This window comes from Sphingobium phenoxybenzoativorans (assembly GCF_018286635.1).
Taxonomy (GTDB): Bacteria; Pseudomonadota; Alphaproteobacteria; order Sphingomonadales; family Sphingomonadaceae; genus Sphingobium; species Sphingobium phenoxybenzoativorans.
In genome coordinates this window covers 4,165,624-4,187,081 of record NZ_CP073910.1, presented here as the reverse complement: position 1 = coordinate 4,187,081, position 21,458 = coordinate 4,165,624, and the positions used below count along the sequence as shown (strand labels likewise).

Sequence of the window (21,458 nt, the reverse complement as noted above, 5' to 3'; positions counted from 1 at the left end):
CGTCGCGGTCAGGCCGCAATGTCCTCATCGGGATCGGCGTGGAATTCATGCCACATGCCGTTGAGGATACCGAACCCGACGGCGAGGCCCACGCCCAGAATCCAACTGAAATACCACATGGAAAGTCGTCCTTTCAGTAATAGTCGGGGTTGGTGTCGACATCGCGCAGCGTGATGCGGCCGAACAGGACCTTGTAGACCCAGGCGGTGTAGAGCAGGATGATCGGCAGGAAGATCACCGTCACGGCCAGCATGATGAACAAAGTCACATGGCTGGACGAGGCGTTCCAGACCGTCAGGCTCGAGGCCGGGTCGATCGAACTGGGCAGGATGAACGGGAACATCGAGAGGCCCACGGTCGCGATGATGCCGATCGCGCCGATCGATGAGCCGCCAAAGGCCAGAACCTCGCGGCCCTTGCGGATGCCGATCCACGCCAGCAGCGGCCCCGCGAAGCCGAGGATCGGGGCGATCAGCATCCAGGGATGGGCGCCATAATTGTTGAGCCAGGCCCCCGGCGCCGCGACCGTTCCCGACAGCAGCGGATTGGACGGGCCGAGCGGATCGGCCGCATGGGTCAGGCGGAAGCCCATGCCCATTTTCGCGACCATGACCCCGCCCAGCGCGAACAGCAGGATCGACGCGACCGCCGCGACCTTGCCGAAGGCGCGCGCGCGGTCATGCACGACGCCGCGTTCGATCTTGATCGCAAGCCAGCTCGCGCCGTGCAGCACGATCATGGCGACCGAGAGCAGCCCGGCGACCAGCGAGAACGGATGGAACAGGCCGAGCAGGCTGCCCTCGTAGAAGGAGCGCAGATCGCTATCGAGCCGGAAGGGGATGCCGGTCAGGACATTGCCGACCGCGACGCCGAACACCAGCGCAGGCACGAACCCGCCGACGAACAGCGCCCAATCCCAGCGCGAGCGCCATGTGGCATCGGGCTTCTTCGAGCGGTATTTGAAGCCCACGGGCCGCAGGATGAGCGCGGCGAGGACGAGGAACATGGCCAGATAGAAGCCCGAGAAGCTGACCGCATAGACGAACGGCCAGGCCGCGAAGATCGCGCCGCCGCCGAGGATGAACCAGACCTGGTTGCCTTCCCAGGTCGCGCCGATCGAGTTGATGACGAGACGCCGTTCGGCGTCGGTCTTCGCGACGAAGGGCAGCAGCGCGGCGGTGCCGAGGTCGAAGCCGTCGGTGAGAGTGAAGCCGATCAGGAGGACGCCCATCAGCAGCCACCAGATCAGCCGGAGCGTTTCATAGTCGATGGGAGGTGCCATGACCTGTTCTCCTTATTCGGCAGGGATGGGCGCGTAGCCGCTGTGGGTTTCGGGGGATGGCGCCGGAGGCCGATGCTGGTCCGGTCCCTTGCGGATTGCCGCCAGCATCAGCCGCACTTCGATGACGGCGAGCGCGCCATAGATCACCGTGAACCCGATGATCGTCGTCCAGAGCTGCGCGACGGTCAGGCTCGAGGCGGCAAGGAACGTCGGCAGAACGCCATCGATCGCCCAGGGCTGGCGGCCGATCTCGGCCAGGATCCAGCCAAATTCGATGGCGATCCACGGCAGCGGGATGACCCAGACCGCCGCGCGCAGGAAGGTGCGGCAGAAGCGGCTGTCGCAGTTCAGCTTGCGGATCGAAGCCATCCAGAAGGCGGCGCCGAAGAAGGCGATGAAGAAGAAGCCGAGGCCGGCCATCACCCGGAACACCCAGAACATCACCGGGACATTGGGCACGGTCGACCATGCGGCCTTTTCGATGTCCTGGGGCGTGGCTTGCCGCGGATCGGCGACGAAGCGTTTCAGCAGCAGGGCATAGCCAAGATCGGCCTTGGCTTCCTCGAATGCCTCGCGCGCGACCATGTCCTTCTGGTCCACCTTCAGCTTTTCCACCGCATCATAGGCCTTGATGCCGTTCTCGATGCGGTCCTGCGCCCTGGCGACCAGTTCGAAGATGCCGGAGACTTCGCCCGTCAGGCTGCGCGTGGAGATGAGACCGAGCACATAGGGGATCTTGACCTCGAAATAGGTCTCGCGGTCGGCGACGCTGGGAAAGCCGACAACGGCAATGCCCGCGGGCGCGGGCTCAGTGTGCCACATGGCCTCGAGCGCGGCGAGCTTCATCTTCTGGTTATCGGTCAGCGCGTAGCCGCTTTCGTCGCCGAGCACGACGACCGACAGCGACGAGGCAAGGCCGAAGGCGGCGGCGACCGTGAAGCTGCGCCGCGCGACCGCGACCCACTTGCCCTTGAGCAGATACCAGGCCGAGACGCCCAGCACGAAAACGGAGGCGCAGACATAGCCCGCGCTCACCGTATGGACGAACTTCGCCTGCGCGACCGGATTGAACAGCACCGCCATGAAGTCGGAGACTTCCATCCGCATCGTTTCGGGATTGAAGCGCGATCCCACCGGATTCTGCATCCAGCCATTGGCGACGAGGATCCACAGCGCCGATAGGTTCGAGCCGAGAGCCACCATGAAGGTGGTGAGCAGATGCCCGACCCTGGACAGCTTGTCCCATCCGAAGAACATGAGGCCCACGAACGTCGCTTCGAGGAAGAAGGCCATCAGCCCTTCGATGGCGAGCGGCGCGCCGAAGATGTCGCCGACATAATGCGAATAGTAGGACCAGTTGGTGCCGAACTGGAATTCCATGGTAATGCCGGTAGCGACGCCCAGCACGAAGTTGATACCGAACAGCTTGCCCCAGAAGCGCGTGACGGTGCGCCAGATCTCACGGCCCGTCATCACATAGATGCTCTCCATGATGACGAGGATGAAGGAGAGGCCGAGCGTCAGGGGGACGAACAGGAAATGGTAGAGAGCCGTCAGGGCGAATTGGAGGCGTGAAAGCTCGATCACAGCCATGTCCATGGCAAGACTCCTTGCGTTCCGGCCCGGCTTCCATGGGTGTCCTGAGTCGGTTGAAAAGATTATGATTATTCGTTACTCGTAATTGAGTATATGAGCAACCCGTTAGATAGACAGGCTGCGGCCCTTTTCTGGATCGGCGACAGCGGCGCGGCGATCCTCATGGCGGCGGCGCTGGCCGGAGCCGTGGCATCAATGGAGCAAGGGGCGGGGCAGGGCCATCTTGCGCTTGCCGCGGGCGGACTGATAGCCGCCGCCCTGCTTCGCGCCGGGATGCAGATCGGTGCGACCAACGCCGGCGAAGCGGCTGCTATGCGCGTCAAGACGAACTGGCGCCAGCGGGTGTATCCAGGCATTCTCGTCGCCGCGCCGGGGGATCGCCGGATGCTGGGCGAGGCGGTCGCCGATGCCGTCGACCGGATCGAGGACCTGGGCGGCTTCCATGCCCGCTTCCTGCCGCTGCGCCGCGCCGCGGTCCTGTCCCCGCTCATAATCGCGATTGCTGCCGTATTTGGGAGCTGGGTCGCCGGCGTGATCATGCTCGCGACGCTGATTCCCTTTGCCATGGGCATGGCGCTCGCAGGAACGGCGGCCGCGCGGGCCGCCGCGCGCCAGCTCGATGCGCTGAGTCGCCTGTCGGGCCTGTTCGTCGACCGGGTGCGCGCGCTCCCGGTGATCGTCGCCTTCGCCGCGCAGGACCGTATCGGCCGCCACCTTGCCGACGCTACCCGCGAGGTCGCCGCGCGCACGATCGATGTGCTCAAGGTCGCCTTCGTGTCGAGCGCGATCATCGAGTTCTTCGCGGCGCTGTCGGTGGCGCTGGTCGCGCTCTATTGCGGCTTCAACCTGCTCGGCATCCTGCCCTTTCCGGCTCCCGAAAAGCTGACCCTGGGCCAAGCCCTGTTTGTTCTTGTCCTCGCGCCGGAATTCTATCTTCCCATGCGCCGCCTTGCCGCCGCCTATCACGACAAGCAGGTCGGGGAGGCTGCGGTGGAACGCCTTGAAGCGCTCGCGCCCGCTTCTCCGCCCGCGCCGAAACCCGCGATCGAAGGGCCGCCAGCGCTGCGCTTTGACGGCGTGGTGATCGACTATGGCGAGACGGCCATCGGTCCCTTCACGCTGGATATCCCGGCGGGCACCAGCCTTGCCCTGCGCGGAAGCACCGGGGTCGGCAAATCGAGCCTGCTCCATGCGCTGCTGGGGCTGGCCCCCATTGGTGGGGGACGGATTCTGGTTGACGGCCGGGATGCGGCCGAGGTTGCGCTTCCCGGCCATGTCGGCTGGGCGGGCCAGACGGTTGCGTTCGTCCCGGGCACGCTGGCCGACAATATCCGTCTTGCGCGTCCCGATGCCGACGATGCGGCAGTCGAAGCCGTGGCCCATCTGGCAGGCCTTGGGCCGATGATCGAAGCGCGCGGACAGGGATTGGCCTTGCCGCTCGATCATCGCGGGTCGGGCCTGTCCGGTGGGGAACGCCGGCGCGTCGGCATCGCGCGCGTGTTGCTCAAGGACGCGCCGCTCTGGCTGCTCGACGAACCGACCGCGGATCTCGACGCGGGATCGGCGGCCGACATCGCCGGGATACTGGCGTCCGCCGCAAAGGGCCGCACGGTCCTGATAGTGACGCACAGCGCCGAGCTGGCCGCGATCGCCACCAAAGAAATGGTGCTTTCATGAGCCGCGCGGATATGGACCTGCTGCTCGCTGAAGCTATCGGCCCCGAACGCCGCGCCTTCCGAATCGCGGGCTTGCTTGCCTCCGCTGCGACAATCGCCGCGGTCCTGCTGCTGGGCCTGTCTGGATGGTTCATCACCGGCGCGGCACTGGCCGGGCTGGGCGGCGTGTTGGCCGCGCAGGGTTTCAACTACCTGGTGCCGAGCGCGATGATCAGGCTGCTCGCGATCGTAAGGACGACGGCGCGTTACGGCGAACGGCTCTATGGCCACCGCGCGGCCTTGATGGCGCTCGCCGCGGTTCGCGCGCGCCTGTTCGACCGCATCCTGTCGGTGCGCGACGTGCGGGCCGTATCGGCGGGCGATGCCGTGACGCGGCTCGTGCAGGACATCGGCGCGCTGGAGGACAATCTGGTCCGTAAGCCGGCATTGCCCGCCGCGTTCGCCGGCGCTGCCATCGGCCTTGCCCTTGCGTGGCTGGCCAGCCCCTGGACGAGCCTTGCCTTGCTGGCGTTGCTTGCCGGTCTTGTCCTCTGGGCGCATCTGGCGACCCCCCGCCTGCTGGCGAGCGCCGCGACCGATATGGCGGAGGCGCTGGCGCGGCTCAAGGCGAGCATGGTGGACTATGCCGCCGCTTCGCCCGAAATCCTTGCCTACGATCTCGCTCCGGCGATCGGGCGAAGCCTCGCGGTCGAGACGGCCGAGTTGGACAGCGCGCGACCTCGGTTCGCGCGCGGCGAAGCGATCATCGATGCGGGCCTCGTGTTGGGTGGGGGCATCGCCATGGGCGCGATGCTGATCTTCTCCCATGCCTCCCTGCCGGTGACGGTCCTTGCCGTGCTGGCGGCGGCGGGCGCGATCGAAGCGCTTTCCGGCTATGTGCGCGGGGTGTCGCGCGGCGCGCTGGTCGCGGCCGCCCTCTCGCGATTGGAGGGCATGGCGGGTCAACCGTCTGCGCCTGTCCGAAAGGCGACGGCATCCATGGCGCCCGCGCGGACCATTGCCTTTGACCGGGACGGCATGAATATCCGGATCATGGCGGGCGAGCGCTTGGGGATTTCAGGCAAATCCGGCAGCGGCAAGACCAGCCTTCTGGAAACGCTCGCTGGTATTCGGCCCGCTGGCGAGCATTGCGGCATTGCTCTTGATGACCAGCTTCTTGCTTCCCTGCCGTCCGAGGACGTGCGAGCGGCATTCGCGCTCTCGCCCCAGGATGCCCAGCTCCTGTCGGGAACCATCCGCGACAATTTGCGTGTGGCGCGCCCCGGCCTCAGCGACGAACGGCTTTGGGCGGCGCTGGAAGTCGCCTGCCTCGCTGTCGATATTCGCGCGATGCCGCATGGGCTTGACCAATGGGTCGGCGACGGCGGAGCGCGGTTGTCGGGCGGCCAGCGCAAGCGGTTGTCGATCGCCCGCGCCTTGCTTGCCGGCAGGCCGTGGCTGCTGCTCGACGAGCCGAGCGAGGGGTTGGACATGGCGACGGAGGCGCGGCTTGCGGGCCACCTCGACGCGTGGCTTCGCGAGACAGGGACCGGAGTCGTGGTGGTGAGTCATCGACCGATTTTCTTGAGTCTCGTCGGCAAGGGTCGAACAATCAACTTGAAGGATCGCCGCTAATATAGGGATATCTGTAGCTGGCCTGGGGGCGGATCGATTTGGCGCGCGTAATCAAATCCATTCAATCCACGTCGCGCATAAGGAGGAGCCTATCTGCCGCGTTCATACTACCGTTCCCGATCGATTACCTTGCCGTGGAGTGATCATTTGATATCGCTTGATATGGAACTGCTTCGTTCGCTTGCTGCGGCGCTCGCGGTAGGCGTGCTGATCGGTATCGAGCGAGGCTGGCGGCAGCGCGAGGCAGCGGATGGCAGCCGGGTCAGCGGTTTGCGCACCTTTGGCCTGCTCGGTCTTGCCGGCGGCCTTGCCAGCCATATGCCCGAAAGCCTTGCGGCGGTAATCGGGCTGGCGGTCACTGCCAGCCTGGTTCTTGGATATCGCAGCGAACAAGCCCGCACGGCCAGCCTGTCCATCACCAATACGTTGGTCGGCATTATCACCTTCGCCTTGGGATATATGGCCGGGCAGGGCCTGGTGAGCGAGACGCTGGCCGTCGCGGCGGTAACCACCTTGATCCTGACGCTCAGGCAGCAATCCCACGCCATGCTCAAAGGGATGAGCCACAAGGAGGTCGAATCGATCGCCACGTTCGCGATCGTCGCGTTGGTCATCCTGCCGCTGCTGCCGGATGCGAGCTACGGCCCCTTTGAGGCCTGGAACCCGCGGCAAATCTGGATGGTCGTCGTCGTCGTGCTCGGACTCTCCTTCGCCGGCTATGTCGCCAGTCGTCGGCTCGGCGCGGACAAGGGGGTCATGATAACCGCTTTGTTCGGGGCATTGGTATCGTCCACGGCGGTCACTGTTGCCTATGCCCGGCGTTTGCGCGCCAATGATGGTCCGCAAGGCCCCTTGATTGCTGGTATTGCGCTCGCCTCGCTCGTGATGTTCGCGCGCGTCCAGATACTCTCTTTTACCCTCATCCCCTACGCCAGCACATCGCTCGCGCTTGCAATGGTTCCGGCTTTCGTCGTCGGCGGTCTGACAACCCTTCTGGCGCTACGCTCCAAGGTGGATGGTGATGGCGCCAGCGAGGTGAAGCTGGGCAATCCGCTGGATTTCGGGCCGGCGCTTCTGCTGGCGGGCGCGGTTGCGTTGATTGCTGTCCCGGCACGTTGGGCGCTCGCGCGGTTCGGCGATCAGGGCATTGTCGTTGTGCTTGGCCTTACGGGCATGTGGGATGTGGACGCAGCCGTACTCACGCTCGCGGGGCTGCCTGAGGATATGCTGAAACCCGACACGGCCGGACTGGTGCTTGCGGTGCCCGTGCTCGCCAACACGATGTGGAAGGCTGTACTCACGCTGGTACTGGCAGGGCCATCAAAGCAAGGCTGGAAGGCGTCCGGCCCACTCTTCGCATCAGTTCTGGCATCTGCTGCCGGTATCGCCGCGCTCATGGTGTTTCGCTAGGAGCGATGAGCGGGCAGCTCGTGACTGGTTCGAAGCTGGTTCAGGTCCATTCCTGAGCGGGGATGCGCGCTTTCGTTGCTGGCCGTGAATTTGTGGCGACGCAGAGCCATGGCCGGCTATTGTCGTAAGGGCCGAACGCGCGGCATCCGGCCCTTGGGCAGATCAGGCGGCCTGCGACAGGGCTTCGGCGATCTGATCCTTGATCGCGAGGCGGCGCTTGCGAAGTTCGGTCTCGTGATCTTGCGAGGTCGGTTCGATATTGGTTTCAGCCACGTGGATTTCGTCATTCACGACATCATAATCGAGAAGAAGCTGCGCGAAGCGAGAGTCCGAAGCCTTCAAGGCGTGAATCTTGTCCATCTGACCGGGGAATTCCTCGCTCAGGGTGTGGGGGGTATTCGACATAATTACTCCTTTGATGAAACTATGATATATAGCGAATTCGCGGGTGGCCGCACCCGTTTATGTCTGGGGCTGGTCACTTTGTTTTCGCCGATCAGCTCGATCGGCTCTTACGATGCTCGCGATAGGCCTGATAGGAATGCAGAATCTCGGCCATGCGGGCGAGTGCCTCGCGCCGGCCCGACGCGCTCTCGATATTCTGCAGTTCTTTTTTCAGATGGGTCGAAAAATCCGCATAGTCATTCTGCCAATCGCGGCCGACAGCCTCCTGTAGTTCCGGCTTTCCGGTCTTCAGGCGCTTGGACGGGGCGCGTGACGGCAGTGAATAGGTTTCCCCGATCTTCGGCGTGACAATCGATGCCGCGGCATCGTCCGCCTGCATCAGGCGGCGGAACGTCTCGATCGAGCCCTCTTCGCCGTGTCCCAGGAACAGGCTGCCATCGATCGGCTTCCGCGCCCTTATCCAGCGCTGCAGATCCTTCTGGTCGGCATGCGCCGAATAAGTGTCGATCCGCCGGATCTGCGCGCGCACCGCGACGTCCTGCCCCCAGATGCGCACGCGGTTCGCGCCATCGAGGATTGTCCGGCCAAGGGTGCCTGCGGCCTGGAAACCGACGAACAGGATCGTCGATTCACGGCGGCCGAGATTGTACCGCAGATGGTGACGGATGCGTCCCGCTTCGCACATGCCGGATGCCGCCATGATGATGGCTCCGGACATGTCGTTGAGCCGCATCGATTCCATCGTGCTGGCAGTGTAGTGGAACGAGGGGTGACGGAAGATTTCACCCGAGCCCATGTCTTCGAGTTCCCCGGCATGTTTGGCGAACACCTCTGTCGCGCGGGTCGCAAGTGGCGAATCGATGAACACCTGCGGATGCGCCAGGCGTCCGGTGTTGATCAGGGTCGCGATATCGAGGAGCAATTCCTGGGTGCGTTCGAGCGCGAAAACGGGAATGACGAGGTTGCCGCCGCGCGTAAGCGCTGCATTGATCTCGGCTTCCAGCAAAGTCCGGCGCTGCTCGATCGTCACGTCCTCGCGGACGCGGTCGCCATAGGTGCTCTCGCAGAACACATGATCGAGTCCTGCCGGACCCTCGGGATCGGCATGAAAGGCCTTGTGGTCTGGACCCAGGTCGCCGGAGAAGAGCAAGTGCACGCCACCGACCTCGATCTCCACGGATGTGGAACCCAGGATATGGCCCGCATTCCACAAGCGCGCCCGAAAACCGGCGGCAGGTGCGAACCAGTCGTGCAGCGCTACTGTCTCGACCTGTTCATAGGCCGCTTTGGAATCCGCTTCGGTATAGATCGGTTCGATCGGCTCCTCGTCCCGGCGATCCTGCCGTCGATTGCGGCGCTCCGCATCGCCCTCCTGAATTCGTCCGGCGTCGGGCAGCATGTAATACAGAAGGTCGCGGGTTTGCGGTGTCGCGAAGATCGGCCCGCGATACCCTTCCGCCGTGAGCCTGGGCAGCAGGCCGCTATGGTCGATATGCGCGTGCGTCAGGACAACGGCGTCGATCTTGCGCACGTCGAACGCGAAGGGGTCGCGATTGAGTGTTTCCAGCGTCCGGGATCCCTGGAACAAGCCGCAATCTATGAGGATCGTCTTTCCGCCATGGCGTAGTTCCATGCAGGAACCAGTGACTGTGCCGGCAGCGCCGTGGAAGGTTATGGTGGGTACGCTACTCATCGGTCCTCTCATTCTCTCGCCGGCGGTCCAATAGGCTGGTTATGCGCGGGTCGCAGGCCAATCATCTGTAAACTCGCCGATCTTCGTCTGTCCTTACGTATGGTTCCGAATTTGATCGGTGAAGCCCGGATCGATAGTGGCGCTGAGATTGATTCCATGGAGTTCTTGCAAGGACGTGGGCGACGTCCGCGAACTGGTTGAGCTCAAGCAGGGAAAATGGAGGACGATGCCGCCCTCGAAGGCCAGACCTCGCTTCTTGACCGCGAAATTGCTCCCATGAGCCGGGCGCTGGAGCGGATCAGGCGAGGCGCTTACGGCGAATGCTTGCAGTTATGGTATTCCACAAGCCTCGAAATGCTCTCTAACGTTGCAGCGATGATGTTCAGAACTTTCTTGGAAGACATCGTCCAGGACAATATCGTCACAAAATCTTGGCGAAGGTAGCGACCGATCCCTGGGGAAAAGGTCGCTTTGTTTTCGCGGCAGTGTCTCCTCTATTTATCGGAGTTCCCGCTAGAGCGCATAGCAATTTCGCTGTTCCCTCCATATTGGCCGATACGATGCTATAGAAAACGAGTTTCGCATCGCGGCGCGTCTGAACCAGTTCCGCCTTGCGCAAAATTGCGAGTTGTTGGGACAGGCCCGGTTGACCGATGCCGGTGAGGGCTTCGAGTTCGCCTACAGACTTCTCGCCATGTTCGAGGAGCGTCCGCAGGAGCTTCAGGCGGACGTCATGGGCGATCGCCTTGAGGACGCTGGCAGCCTCTTCAAGCTGCGTATCGGTGAAAGTCATCACTTGCCTGTCTTCCCATGCTTGTCGGGCTGCGTGCGGTGGAACCAGCAGCCATCGCCCGCCGCATCGAGCGCACCGTGCTGGTCCTGATAGGGCGGAAGAAGCACGTCATCGCCGGGATGCCAGCCTTCGGGGGTCACTATGTTGTCGTTGTCGACCCGTTGCAGCGCGGTCAGGACTCGAAGCAGCTCCTCCACCGATCGCCCGATGGTGGCTGGATAGCAGAGCTTGGCGCGGACAATGCCTTCGGGGTCGATGAAGAAGGTCGAGCGCAGCGTGGCCGCGTCGGGGGCGTTGTCCGCGAGCATTCCATAGGCGCGGCCGATCACCATCGAGGGATCTTCGACGATCGGGAAAGCGATGGTCACGCCGAAATGCTCGCGGATCGCCCTGATCCATCCGAGATGGGAATAGAGGCTGTCGACCGACACCGCGACCAGGTCGCAGCCGAGCGCCTTGAACCGATCGCTGGCGCGCGAGAGGGCGACGAATTCACTGGTGCAAACCGGCGTAAAATCGGCGGGATGAGAGAACAGCAGTACCCAGCGGCCGCGATGGCCGGACAGGGTCATGTCGCCCATCGTCGTGCGGGCGCGGAAATCAGGCGCGGGATCGCCGATCTGGATAGGGGAGCACACGGCATTGTCGTCTGCGTTCGAGTTCAACTTTCTCACTCCTGCAGAGAGGCAAGTCTTGAACCCTCTCCCTTACACGGTTACATCATGCGGGTAAACGATTAAGCGGTATTGGCGTTCCACAGGAGAGAAGCGCATGTCCGATGTCCCGCTGGTAGCCTGCCCGGTTTGCGCGAGCATCAACCGCGTTCCTGCAGCGAAGATCGGCGCGGCGCCAATTTGCGGGAAATGCGGAATGCCGCTTTTCCAGGGACAGCCGGTCGATGTCGACCAGGCGGCATTCGATCGGCATGTAGGTCGCGGAAGCCTGCCGGTTCTCGTCGATTTCTGGGCGAGTTGGTGCGGACCTTGCCGCGCCATGGCGCCGGCGTTCAAGGCGGCCGCTGCGGAGCTGGAGCCGCATGTCCGGCTCCTGAAGGTCGATACCGAAGCTGAGCAGGGTATTGCCGGGCGCTACCGCATTCAGTCGATTCCGACGCTGATCCTGTTCAGGGGTGGCCGCGAGGTCGCCCGACAGGCCGGGGCGATGGACCGTGCGCGACTCGTCGCCTGGACAAGGCAGGCGCTCGTCACCGCCTGATTCGGGGTGTGATGACCCCATACTTAGCATAAACGATGCTTTGACGTGTTCGCGCCTCTGGTCCCGTGCGCTGCGAATCCGGCCTAATTCGGCCGATTGCAGAAGTGATTGAAAAATCCGATCAAAGGAATTAGATTTATCGTGTTATCACGATTAATAGAAATGTGTATTCAATGTCTGTCACTCACTCAGTCATAGGAGACGATAAAATGACAGACCAGGTCACTCCCTCCATGCCGCGGATCAACGAACCGGCGCCTCCCTTCAAGGCCAAGACGACCCACGGCGAACGCTCGCTCGACGATTACAAGGGCAAGTGGCTCGTTCTCTTTTCCCACCCCGCCGACTTCACGCCGGTCTGCACGACCGAATTCATGGGCTTCGCCAAGGCCGCCGACCGCTTCAAGGCGCTCAACTGCGAGTTGCTGGGCCTCTCCATCGACTCGGTGCATTCGCACATCGCCTGGATGCGCAGCATCGAGGAGAAGTTCGGCGTCGAGATCCCGTTCCCGATTATCGACGATCTGTCGATGAACGTCGCCAAGGCCTTCGGCATGATCCATCCCGGTGCCTCGGACACCTCGGCCGTTCGCGCCACCTTCATCATCGACCCCGAAGGCATTGTCCGCGCGATGGTCTATTATCCGATGTCGAACGGCCGCTCGGTCGATGAATTCGTCCGCCTGCTCACCGCGCTCCAGACGTCCGACGCCAACAAGGTGGCGACGCCTGAAAACTGGCAGCCCGGCGAGCCGGTGATCGTGCCGCCGCCCGCGACGGCCGAAGCCGCCAGGGCCCGCAAGGACGAAGGCTACGACTACACCGATTGGTATTTCAGCAAGAAGACCCTCTGAGGCAGCTGGGCCGGCTTCGCGTCCCAAGTGCGAAGCCGGTACGCCGGGCCAGACAGGAAAGGACAAGGCCATGGCCGACCCGCAAATCCGTGAAGCCACCCGCATCGTCGAGGCCGCGAGCAATGCGCGGCCCGCCGTCATCCGCAGCTTCTTCGACGAGGACACGTTTACCGTGACCCACGTCATCTCAGATCCCGCCACGGCCAAGGCCGCGATCATCGATAGCGTGCTCGATTTCGATCCGGCTTCGGGGCGCACCTCCTTCGCGTCGGCCGACAAGGTGATCGACTATATCCGGAGCGAAGGGCTCGAGGTCGAATGGCTGCTGGAGACGCACGCCCATGCCGACCATCTGTCGGCCGCGCCCTATCTTCAGGAGAAGCTGGGCGGCACGCTGGCGATCGGTCGCCATATTCTCACCGTGCAGGAGGTCTTCGGCAAGATCTTCAACGAGGGAACGCGCTTTGCTCGCGACGGCTCGCAGTTCGACCGGCTGTTCGATGACGGCGACCGTTTCAGGGTCGGCTCGATCGAGGCGATCGCGCTGCATGTGCCGGGCCATACGCCCGCCGACATGACCTATGTGATCGGCGATGCGGCGTTCATCGGCGACACGCTGTTCATGCCCGACTACGGCACGGCCCGCGCCGACTTCCCGGGCGGCGATGCGCGCACGCTTTATCGGTCGATCCGCCGCCTGCTGTCGCTCCCCGATCAGACCGGCCTTCATCTTTGCCACGACTACAAGGCCCCCGGGCGCGACACCTATGCCTGGGAAACGTCGGTCGGCGAGGAGCGAGAGCATAATGTCCATGTTCGCGACGGGGTGAGCGAGGACCAGTTCGTCGCCATGCGCGAGGCGCGCGATGCGACGCTCGGGATGCCGCGCCTCATTCTGCCGTCCATCCAGGTCAACATGCGCGGCGGCCACCTGCCCGAGCCGGAAGACAATGGCATGCGCTACCTCAAGCTGCCGATAAACGCGCTGTAAGGCCATGGCACTCGAATCCATCCAATATCTGCTTGGTGCCGGATCGGGCTCGCTCGTCGGATTCACGCTGGGGCTGGTGGGCGGTGGGGGCTCAATCCTCGCCGTCCCGCTCATGGTCTATCTGGTCGGCGTCGCCTCGCCGCATGTCGCGATCGGCACCAGCGCGCTGGCGGTCGCCGCCAATGCCGGGGCCAATCTCGTTCCCCACGCGCGCCAGCGGACGATCAAATGGCGTTGCGCCGGCATGTTCGCCGCTGCTGGTGTCGCCGGCGCCTATGCCGGATCGACACTCGGTAAAGCGTTCGATGGACAGAAGCTGCTGTTCCTGTTCGCTCTGCTGATGGTCCTGGTTGGCGGGCTGATGCTAAAAAGCCGGGGCGATCCCGGCAATCCCGATGTCCAATGCCGGCGCGAGAATGCGCCCAAGGTGATCGGTTATGGGGCCGCCACTGGTCTCTTTTCCGGGTTCTTCGGCATCGGCGGGGGCTTCCTGATCGTGCCGGGACTGATGGCTTCGACCGGGATGCCGATGCGCAACGCCGTCGGATCGTCGCTGGTCGCCGTCACCGCTTTTGGTCTGACGGCCGCGCTCAACTATGCCCTTTCCGGCTTGGTTGATTGGGGGCTTGCTGCGGCGTTCATCGCCGGCGGCGTCATCGGCGGCCTTGTGGGCGCGGCGCTCTCTTGGCGGCTGTCGGCGCACAAGGGGGCGCTCAATACGATATTCGCACTGCTGATCTTTGCGGTTGCCGCCTACATGCTGTGGCAAAGTACCGCCGCGATCCTGGGCTGATTCTTGAAACGACGATGGGAGTACATCGATGAACGATGCTGGCGAGAACAGGGAAGGTTTGGCCGCGCACGATTGGGCCGGCCAGGCGGGCATGCGTTGGCTCGCCCAGCTCGACCGCTTCGAAAGCATGATCGAGCCGATCGGCAGGGCGTTGCTTGCCCAGGCCGCATACAACGCCGGCGAAACGGTGGTCGATGTCGGATGCGGCGGTGGCTGGACCACGCGGCAGATCGCCACGGCCGTCGGCAACACCGGATTTGCGCTCGGCCTCGACATCTCACCCGATCTGGTGGGGATGGCCAGGGAACGGGCACAGCGCGCGGGCCTTGCCAATATCCGCTTCGAGCAGGGCGATGCCGCGACGACGATGCTGGAGGAAGCGCCGTTCGATCGGCTGTTCTCGCGCTTCGGTTCGATGTTCTTCGCTGAGCCTTATCCCGCTTTCGCCAATCTGCGCCGGATGTTGCGCGATGGCGGGCGGCTCGACATCGCTGTCTGGGCGTCCATCGCTGACAATCCGTGGCAGCTTAGTGTCATGGGCATCATCAAGGAGCATATGGACCTGCCGACGCCGCAGTCGCGCGCGCCGGGACCATTCGCGCTCGGCGAGCAGGACTATGTGATCGACCTTCTCCAAAGCGCGGGTTTCTGCGAGGTCAGATTCGATGCCTGGACAGGTGAGCAGCGCGTGGGCGGCCCCGGCAGTGATCCCGAGAGCGCCGCTCGCTTCGTGCTTGAGGGGATGCAGATCGGCGATCTTGTTCGACAGAACGGGGCAGAGGTACGCAAGGCCATTCACCAGCATCTTGTCGAGCTGTTCGAGCGCCATTGCGATGAGAATGGCGTTCATATGGGGGCGAAGGCCTGGCTGGTGAGCGCACGGGCCTGAGAGCATTCAAGAAAAGGGTGATAATATGGCGCGCAAGAAGCTATCGCTTCGGCTTCCGGGGAAAGGTTCATCCGATGGTGACGCTGCCAATTCCGAGGAAATAGCGGCGGCGCTCGCACTGATCGAGACGCATGGGCAACGTGCCGGACAGGCTCTTGTCGATGAGGCGCAGGCTGCCATCAAGGCTCGCGACGATCACCGTGTTTTGTTTCTGGAACGTGTGCGCGTCGCCCTATTGACGATCGAGCCATCCTCGTCCGCCATGCGGCCTCAATGAAAGCTGAATGGTATCGTAAAGACCAACTGCTCGCTTTCCACGCCCATAGGCGGTGTTGGAAAAGGAGCAGCATTGCGCACCGTGCGGAGCGCCAGGCGATCGAGCGCGGCATTCCCGCTGCTGCCGGCCAGCTCGACGGCAATCAGCGCGCCGTCAGCCCCGACGATGAAGCGGACCGTTGCGACCCCGTCGAGGTGGATCCCCGCGGGCTTGCGCGCGGCTATTCGCGCCCAGAGCTGGCGCTGATAGGCCGCAAGCGCGGACTGTTTCTTATCATCCTGGGCTTGCGGCGGCGCGACCTCGGGTTCCGGCGCGGGCGGTCTGCTTACCGGCGCGACAGCGAACGGAGAGGCGATTGCTGGAGCAGCGGGTATAGGCGACGAAGCTGGTCCGCCTCTTTCTCCCGTCGTAGCCAGCTCGGGCGGGTGCGCAGGGCGCCGCTCCGGCGATAGGCGGGCCTCGTCTGTCCGCGATCGCGACAACGTTGAAGGCGGTGGTGACGGTGGCGACGGGGTAAACAACCGGAAGCGGCTCACCTGCACAGGCTGCGTCATTCGCAGCCGTCCCGATAGATTGGCATTGAGCGCCACTAGCACCAGCAGGCAGCATGACGCGGCGGCAAGGCCCGCGCCCAGGCGCTGCGACCAGGCCGAGGGCTGGCCATAGCCTGCCCTCGGCTCCTCGTTCATGTCGTGCGAGTTCGGGAGCATGGGCGCTCAAAACGCAATCGTGATCCCGGCGTTGACCGATCGCCCCCGGCCCGGAACCGGGCGGCGCACGCCGGTCGCCTTCAGATCGCCGAGCGACATGCCGCTAAGCGGAGCATAATAGGCCTTGTCGAACAGATTGTCGGCGCCGAGCGTCAGGCGAACCTTGTCGATGCGATAGGCGAGCTGGACATTGAGCAGCGCGTAGCTGCCCGTCCGCGGTTCGTTGCGGGTCGGATCGGCGCGATCCTTTTCCGTCACGATGTCGAGGTCAATCCGGGTTTCGAGGCCGCCGATCCGATGCTCGAGGCTCAGCGCCGCATTGAACGGCATCTGGTGATAGAGCGGTGCGTGGTCGGTCAGATTCTGGCCGTGCAGCCAGCTCGCGCGCGCGGTCAGACGCGCGGTGCCGGCCGACGACGATGACCATAGCGGCACGGCGCCCGATATGTCGATGCCGTAGATCTCTGCCTTCTGGTTGGCGAACTGCAATTGAACGAACCCGGTCGGACTGCCCATCATGTCGGTGAAGTCCGCCAGCTTAAAGGCGTCGATATATTCGTCGACATGGGTGTAATAGGGCGCGATCTTGAACGACCAGCCATCCTTGCCGCCTCCGGAAATGGCCAGGGCGGCGCTCAGCGTATCGGCCTTTTCGGGGCGAAGGTCGAGGTTGCCGACATAGCCGTTCCCGTCGCCGAACCACCCGATCATGCGGCTCGCCATGCTGCCCCGGCCCCAGCTATAGCGCTCGTAGATATTGGGCGAGCGAACCTTGCGGGCATAGCCGATCTCGATATCCGCCCCGTCCGAAAGCGCGTAGCGGACCAGCAGGCTGCCGCTCCAATTGCTGTCGTGGCGCTTGCGGTCGGCCTTGTTGAACGCCGCTGCCGCCATGACATCGGCCATCTGCATCATGCCGGTGCCATAGGGCGCGACCTTGCCGGTGTTCATCCAGACCTGATCGTTACGGATGCCGGCGATGAGGGAGAAACCGCTATCCCAGCGCGTTTCCCACTCGAGGAAGGTGCCGAGCCGATCGCGCTTGGCCCCGTTGACGTTGATGAACGCATTCGGCCCCATCATCATATTGCCCACAACGGGCGGCCAATAGTCGTTGAGCCATTGATGCTGGAATTCGCTGCCCAGGCGCAGCGTGCCGCCGCCGAGCAATATATCCGCCTGGACGGTATAGCTCGCGCTGTGGACCTCCGTGTTCATCGGCATCCCGCCGGTCGCGGTCCCGCCCTTGTCGGCGAGGAAGTTCATGACGTGGTCGGTGTCGCGCCAGCTCGCCCGCACATCGAGATTGCCCCAATCGAAGACGCCGGCATAATGGCCGTTCAGGAACCACGACTTGTTGGACGTCATGTCCATATATTGGTTCGGGAAACCCTCATAGGGCGCGAAATGATAGCCGCCTTTCAGCTCGATCAGGCCGTTGCTGACTTGCGCTGCGAGATTGAGGCTGTGGTCGGTCTTGGCATATTCGCTGGATCGCACGACGCCCAGCGAGCCGCCGCCCTTGAAATTGTCGGCTTGAGTGTAGGAGCCATTGTAAGTCAGGCTGACCTTGTCGCTCGCGGCCGTCACTGACAGGGCGCCGCCGAACCCGTCGCCATTGCTGCGATAGAAGGCCGAGGTTTCGCCGGTCAGCAGCGTTTCCCCTTGCTTAGCAAAGCGGGGCGGAGCGCTCTCGACGCGAATGATCCCGCCGATGCTGTCGCCGCCATAGCTGACTGGCGAAACGCCGGTAATGACGTCGATCGCGCTCACGGTTTGCGGATCGGTGTAGGACAGGGGCGGATTCATATCGTTCGGACAGGCCGAGGCAATCGCCACGCCGTCGACCAGCACGGTCAAGCGCTGCGCTTCAAGGCCCCGGATCACCGGCAAGGTCGAGAAGCCCCCGGCCCCATAGCCGCTGACGCCGGGTACGCTTTGCAGGATCGCTGCGGTATCGCTCGAGCCGACCTGAAGGTCGCGCAGGCGCGAGGGGGAAAGCCGCTCACCCGAAACCGTCGACCCCGCCTCGCTCGCCGAGCTAACGTCGACCTCTGGCAGCGGCGTCCCGTCCTGGGCGAAGGCTCGCGAGATGGGGGCGCCCGCCAGCACAGCGACGAGTGCGGGAAAAGCGAAGCTCCCGGCGAGGCGAACCTTGAAAGTTGGTTGCTTGCTGGTGGAGCGAGCGAAGGCAGGCATGGTGGTTGCCGCGCAATGCGCGGAATCAAGCATAATCGTCATGTCGGAATCCAGATTGAACTAACCCGCTGACGCGGGAGAAGTGCGGGTCTTGGCTGGAATGGCCTCCTGATGAGATGGTTTGGTTGCTTGACCAACCTTCAACCAGGAGACCATCCCATGACTGACGCCACAGCAGCGGTAAGCCCGCTGCGTCGTCGTATGATCGACGATATGAGCCTGCGCAACCTGTCGCCTGCAACGCAGCGATCCTACATTCACGCGGTCAAACGGTTCAGCCAGTATCACGGTCGTTCGCCGGATCGGCTTGGGCTGGAGGATGTCCGTGCATTTCAAGTCTATCTGGTGTCGCAAGGCGTTTCATGGGGCGCGCTCAACCAGACGGTCTGCGCGCTTCGTTTCTTTTATGGCGTGACGTTAGACCGAGCGGAGATCCCAGAGCGGATCGCTTATGCGCGCACACCGCGTAAGCTGCCGGCGATCCTGAGTGCCGATGAGGTGGTTCGCTTTCTCGAAGCGGTATCATCGCTGAAGGCGCGCGCTGCGCTGACGACGGCCTATGCCGCAGGCCTTCGTGCCTCGGAGGCGGTGAGTCTGAAGGTCGCGGATATCGACAGCGACCGGATGTTGATCCAGGTCCGCCATGGCAAGGGTGCCAAGGATCGCGCGGTCATGCTGTCGCCGCAGTTGCTGGGGGTTTTGCGGACTTACTGGCGACTGGCCCGTCCCGAAGAATGGCTGTTTCCCGGACGGGGCGACAAGCCGATTGATGTACAGGTCCTTCATGCAGCTTGCCGATCGGCGACCAAGGCCGCAGGCCTGATCAAGCGAGTCAGCGTGCATACGCTGCGCCACAGCTTTGCAACTCATCTACTCGAGAGCGGTACGGATATCCGGATTATCCAGGTTTTGCTGGGGCACGGCAACCTGTCGACGACGGCTCGCTACACCCATGTGGCGACAAGCACGATCGCAGGTACGCAGAGCCCGTTCGATCGCTTGACCCTTGAGGTGGTACCACCGGCCTGAGCTGCACGGTGCGCTCCAATCTGGAGGTGGCGGATATTTTCCGCCGCCATGGCCACGCTTATCGCGAAGCTCATGATGGTCATATCGGCCGCGTGGAACGCCGTGTCATGTCGGCGATCGAACTGTGCCGAACTGCTGCACTCGGTGGTCATGTCGAGACTTGCGAGGACTGCTCACATACCCGCGTCGCTTATAACTCCTGCCGTAATCGGCACTGCCCCAAGTGCCAGAGTGCAACGCGCGAACGGTGGCTTGCCGACCGCCAGGCCGATCTACTGCCGGTGCCATATTTCCATGTCGTGTTCACGGTGCCGGGCGAAGTCGCCGAGATCGCGTTCCATAACAAGGCTGTGGTTTATGCGATCCTGTTCGATGCCGTCGCGGCAACGCTCAAGACCATCTCTGCCGATCCCCGGCACCTTGGCGGCGAGATTGGGTTCCTGGCAATTCTGCACACTTGGGGTCAGGCGCTTACCCATCATCCGCATATTCATTGCCTTGTCCCTGGCGGCGCGCTTGCTTCGGATGGACGGTGGCTCGGTTGCAAGCCCAACTTCTTCCTGCCCATCCATGTTCTCTCACGCCTGTTCCGCCGACTGTTCCTCGAACGGCTTAAAGCGGCGTATATGGCCGGGCGGTTGCGCTTCTCCGGCAAGCTGGATGGGTTTGACGATGCCAAGACCTTCGCCACCGCAGTCCGCAGGCTGTGGCGCAAGAACTGGATCGTCTATGCCAAGCCTCCATTCGGATCGCCCGAACATGTCCTCGCCTATCTCGGTCGTTACACGCACCGAGTCGCGATTGCCAACAGCCGCCTAGTCAGCGTCGACGACACGAGCGTAACCTTCCGTTGGCGCGATTACCGTCATGGCAACGCATCCAGGCTAATGTCGCTCAGTCCATACGAGTTCATCCGCCGCTTCCTCATCCACAGCTTGCCGGATGGATTCCATCGCATCCGACACTATGGCTTTCTCGCCAATGGCTGCCGCCGCGTGCGTCTCGCCACGATCCGGAAGCTCTTGATCCTTACCGAACCGACCGTGCCGATCGCGGGCGAGGTCAGCAACACCACAGCGCGACTGCCACACTTTGACCCAACCCGGTGCCCTTGTTGTGGCGGCAATTTGCGCATTGCTGCCACGTTACCGCGCTTGCGTATCGGTGACCCGCAGCCCTGGCCCGATACATCATGATCACAAGAGATCGACAGAACATCAAACACAGCAGCGTTGCGGCAGCGGTGCCGACAAACGCCATGATCTCCTTTGTCCGGTATCTCACAAGCCAATCCGCCGGGCATATGCGTCGAGCTGAGGCCAGCTTATACTGCAGATCTGAGCGACGATCACCGCAACCTTTGCCGAGAATTAGGCGCTGCAACCACTGGCGCCAGGGCTTTGGACCATCCAAACCAAGACCGCAGCGTTCAGTGCTCTTCCACTAATCCCATAGGTTGCGCGCGCGTCAGCGGGTTAGCTCAATCCGGCTTCAATGAGGTCGCGCCGCTTCACGACGCCAGCGTTGCGCCTGCGCGACCTCACAGAAACCTCCAGATTCACATGCGGCGCCCCGGCGAGGGGCGCCCATCAACGGGGAATGTCGAAGGAATCAGGTGGTGGGAGGACCGATCGCCGGCGGGCGCAGATAGGTGCCGCGCCGGAGGACTAGGCGGTTTGGACGCCGAAAAACCGTTGCGAGGATGAAGGCGAGGGCGACGGCTAGGAGCAGCGCATCGACGGCCGCGAGCGATGGCGAGGACAGGCCGGTAAAGGCGCAAGGCGCTTCCGCCTTCTTGTGCTCGTCATGGTCCTGCTCGCCGCCTTTGCTCGGCAACTTGATTGCGATCTTCTGAGGCCCTTGCCCCGAGCACAGCTGGACCAGGATCACGCCATTCGAGACGACCGGCATGAAACCCGCCGGCACCAACGCCTTCACGAGCAGCGCAGCGCCTAGCAGGAGCGCGCACAGCCAATGGTGCCGGACAAGGAATTTGCGAGCTTCGGTCACGCAGCATCCTCTAAGTGCAGGC

22 protein-coding genes are annotated in these 21,458 nt (G+C 63.3%); 12 read left to right on the top strand and 10 right to left on the bottom strand.

Going from position 1 to position 21,458, the window contains the following annotated elements:
* Nucleotides 1-8: 8 nt before the first annotated feature.
* From cydX to KFK14_RS20805, 3 genes are read right to left on the bottom strand one after another with little or no spacing between them, the layout of a single operon-like run.
* On the bottom strand, nt 9-119 hold the full coding sequence (gene cydX / locus KFK14_RS20815) for a cytochrome bd-I oxidase subunit CydX (protein WP_030091395.1): 111 nt from the start codon (nt 117-119) through the stop codon (nt 9-11).
* 14 nt (nt 120-133) lie between these two features.
* Entirely contained in the window at nt 134-1,282 is a 1,149-nt protein-coding gene (gene cydB, locus KFK14_RS20810; protein ID WP_030091396.1) for a cytochrome d ubiquinol oxidase subunit II, read from the bottom strand.
* Between the two features lie 12 nt (nt 1,283-1,294).
* A complete protein-coding gene (locus KFK14_RS20805) occupies nt 1,295-2,881 on the bottom strand; it encodes a cytochrome ubiquinol oxidase subunit I (protein WP_030091397.1) in 1,587 nt (528 codons plus the stop codon).
* Nucleotides 2,882-2,971: 90 nt separating this feature from the next.
* On the opposite strand from KFK14_RS20805, the gene cydD reads away from it, so the two are divergent.
* The 3 genes from cydD (at nt 2,972) to KFK14_RS20790 (ending at nt 7,578) form a co-directional block, all read left to right on the top strand.
* Nucleotides 2,972-4,555, top strand: a complete 1,584-nt coding sequence (cydD, locus tag KFK14_RS20800; RefSeq protein WP_030091398.1) for a thiol reductant ABC exporter subunit CydD — start codon at nt 2,972-2,974, stop codon at nt 4,553-4,555.
* Entirely contained in the window at nt 4,552-6,168 is a 1,617-nt protein-coding gene (locus KFK14_RS20795) for an amino acid ABC transporter ATP-binding/permease protein (protein ID WP_030091399.1), read from the top strand. The genes cydD and KFK14_RS20795 overlap by 4 nt, the downstream gene beginning before the upstream one ends.
* A gap of 147 nt (nt 6,169-6,315) precedes the next feature.
* A complete protein-coding gene (locus KFK14_RS20790; protein ID WP_210766563.1) occupies nt 6,316-7,578 on the top strand; it encodes an MgtC/SapB family protein in 1,263 nt (420 codons plus the stop codon).
* Nucleotides 7,579-7,740: 162 nt separating this feature from the next.
* On the opposite strand, the gene KFK14_RS20785 is transcribed toward KFK14_RS20790, so the two are convergent.
* Both KFK14_RS20785 and KFK14_RS20780 read right to left on the bottom strand, forming a co-directional pair.
* Nucleotides 7,741-7,983, bottom strand: a complete 243-nt coding sequence (locus KFK14_RS20785; protein WP_030091400.1) for an HP1242/YdcH family protein — start codon at nt 7,981-7,983, stop codon at nt 7,741-7,743.
* Nucleotides 7,984-8,074: 91 nt separating this feature from the next.
* On the bottom strand, nt 8,075-9,676 hold the full coding sequence (locus KFK14_RS20780) for an MBL fold metallo-hydrolase (protein WP_030091401.1): 1,602 nt from the start codon (nt 9,674-9,676) through the stop codon (nt 8,075-8,077).
* 216 nt (nt 9,677-9,892) lie between these two features.
* Between KFK14_RS20780 and KFK14_RS20775 the strand changes: the two genes are divergently transcribed.
* The gene (locus KFK14_RS20775; protein WP_030091402.1) at nt 9,893-10,120 is read left to right on the top strand and encodes a hypothetical protein; all 228 of its coding nucleotides are present in this window, start codon (nt 9,893-9,895) and stop codon (nt 10,118-10,120) included.
* Here KFK14_RS20775 and KFK14_RS20770 read toward each other — a convergent pair.
* Together KFK14_RS20770 and KFK14_RS20765 are read right to left on the bottom strand one after the other, a co-directional pair.
* Nucleotides 10,098-10,472, bottom strand: a complete 375-nt coding sequence (locus tag KFK14_RS20770) for an ArsR/SmtB family transcription factor (protein ID WP_030091403.1) — start codon at nt 10,470-10,472, stop codon at nt 10,098-10,100. The genes KFK14_RS20775 and KFK14_RS20770 overlap by 23 nt on opposite strands.
* A complete protein-coding gene (locus tag KFK14_RS20765) occupies nt 10,469-11,134 on the bottom strand; it encodes a peroxiredoxin (RefSeq protein ID WP_030091404.1) in 666 nt (221 codons plus the stop codon). The genes KFK14_RS20770 and KFK14_RS20765 overlap by 4 nt, the downstream gene beginning before the upstream one ends.
* A gap of 106 nt (nt 11,135-11,240) precedes the next feature.
* Here KFK14_RS20765 and trxC point away from each other — a divergent pair, with 106 nt between their 5' ends.
* From trxC to KFK14_RS20735, 6 genes are all read left to right on the top strand, one after another.
* Nucleotides 11,241-11,684, top strand: a complete 444-nt coding sequence (gene trxC, locus KFK14_RS20760) for a thioredoxin TrxC (RefSeq protein WP_021246250.1) — start codon at nt 11,241-11,243, stop codon at nt 11,682-11,684.
* A gap of 209 nt (nt 11,685-11,893) precedes the next feature.
* Complete coding sequence (locus KFK14_RS20755) at nt 11,894-12,538, top strand: peroxiredoxin (protein ID WP_030091405.1); 645 nt, start codon at nt 11,894-11,896, stop codon at nt 12,536-12,538.
* Nucleotides 12,539-12,608: 70 nt separating this feature from the next.
* Entirely contained in the window at nt 12,609-13,529 is a 921-nt protein-coding gene (locus KFK14_RS20750) for an MBL fold metallo-hydrolase (RefSeq protein ID WP_021246252.1), read from the top strand.
* 4 nt (nt 13,530-13,533) lie between these two features.
* Entirely contained in the window at nt 13,534-14,322 is a 789-nt protein-coding gene (locus tag KFK14_RS20745) for a sulfite exporter TauE/SafE family protein (protein ID WP_062066093.1), read from the top strand.
* A gap of 28 nt (nt 14,323-14,350) precedes the next feature.
* A complete protein-coding gene (locus KFK14_RS20740) occupies nt 14,351-15,211 on the top strand; it encodes a class I SAM-dependent methyltransferase (protein ID WP_030091407.1) in 861 nt (286 codons plus the stop codon).
* A 25-nt stretch (nt 15,212-15,236) separates the two neighbouring features.
* Nucleotides 15,237-15,488 carry a hypothetical protein gene (locus tag KFK14_RS20735; RefSeq protein WP_030538178.1) on the top strand — a complete coding sequence of 84 codons (252 nt, stop codon included), beginning with the start codon at nt 15,237-15,239 and terminating at the stop codon, nt 15,486-15,488.
* Here the strand turns inward: KFK14_RS20735 and KFK14_RS20730 are convergent.
* Together KFK14_RS20730 and KFK14_RS20725 are read right to left on the bottom strand one after the other, a co-directional pair.
* Nucleotides 15,482-16,198 carry an energy transducer TonB family protein gene (locus tag KFK14_RS20730; protein ID WP_021690801.1) on the bottom strand — a complete coding sequence of 239 codons (717 nt, stop codon included), beginning with the start codon at nt 16,196-16,198 and terminating at the stop codon, nt 15,482-15,484. The two genes, KFK14_RS20735 and KFK14_RS20730, sit on opposite strands and share 7 nt — an antisense overlap.
* Before the next feature lie 6 nt (nt 16,199-16,204).
* Nucleotides 16,205-18,397 carry a TonB-dependent receptor gene (locus KFK14_RS20725; protein WP_119035245.1) on the bottom strand — a complete coding sequence of 731 codons (2,193 nt, stop codon included), beginning with the start codon at nt 18,395-18,397 and terminating at the stop codon, nt 16,205-16,207.
* Between the two features lie 159 nt (nt 18,398-18,556).
* Here KFK14_RS20725 and KFK14_RS20720 point away from each other — a divergent pair, with 159 nt between their 5' ends.
* Both KFK14_RS20720 and KFK14_RS20715 read left to right on the top strand, forming a co-directional pair.
* Complete coding sequence (locus KFK14_RS20720; RefSeq protein WP_073978021.1) at nt 18,557-19,426, top strand: tyrosine-type recombinase/integrase; 870 nt, start codon at nt 18,557-18,559, stop codon at nt 19,424-19,426.
* A gap of 8 nt (nt 19,427-19,434) precedes the next feature.
* The gene (locus KFK14_RS20715; protein ID WP_212608986.1) at nt 19,435-20,622 is read left to right on the top strand and encodes an IS91 family transposase; all 1,188 of its coding nucleotides are present in this window, start codon (nt 19,435-19,437) and stop codon (nt 20,620-20,622) included.
* A 415-nt stretch (nt 20,623-21,037) separates the two neighbouring features.
* On the opposite strand, the gene KFK14_RS20710 is transcribed toward KFK14_RS20715, so the two are convergent.
* On the bottom strand, nt 21,038-21,436 hold the full coding sequence (locus KFK14_RS20710) for a DUF2946 family protein (protein WP_231746293.1): 399 nt from the start codon (nt 21,434-21,436) through the stop codon (nt 21,038-21,040).
* Nucleotides 21,437-21,458 lie beyond the last annotated feature (22 nt).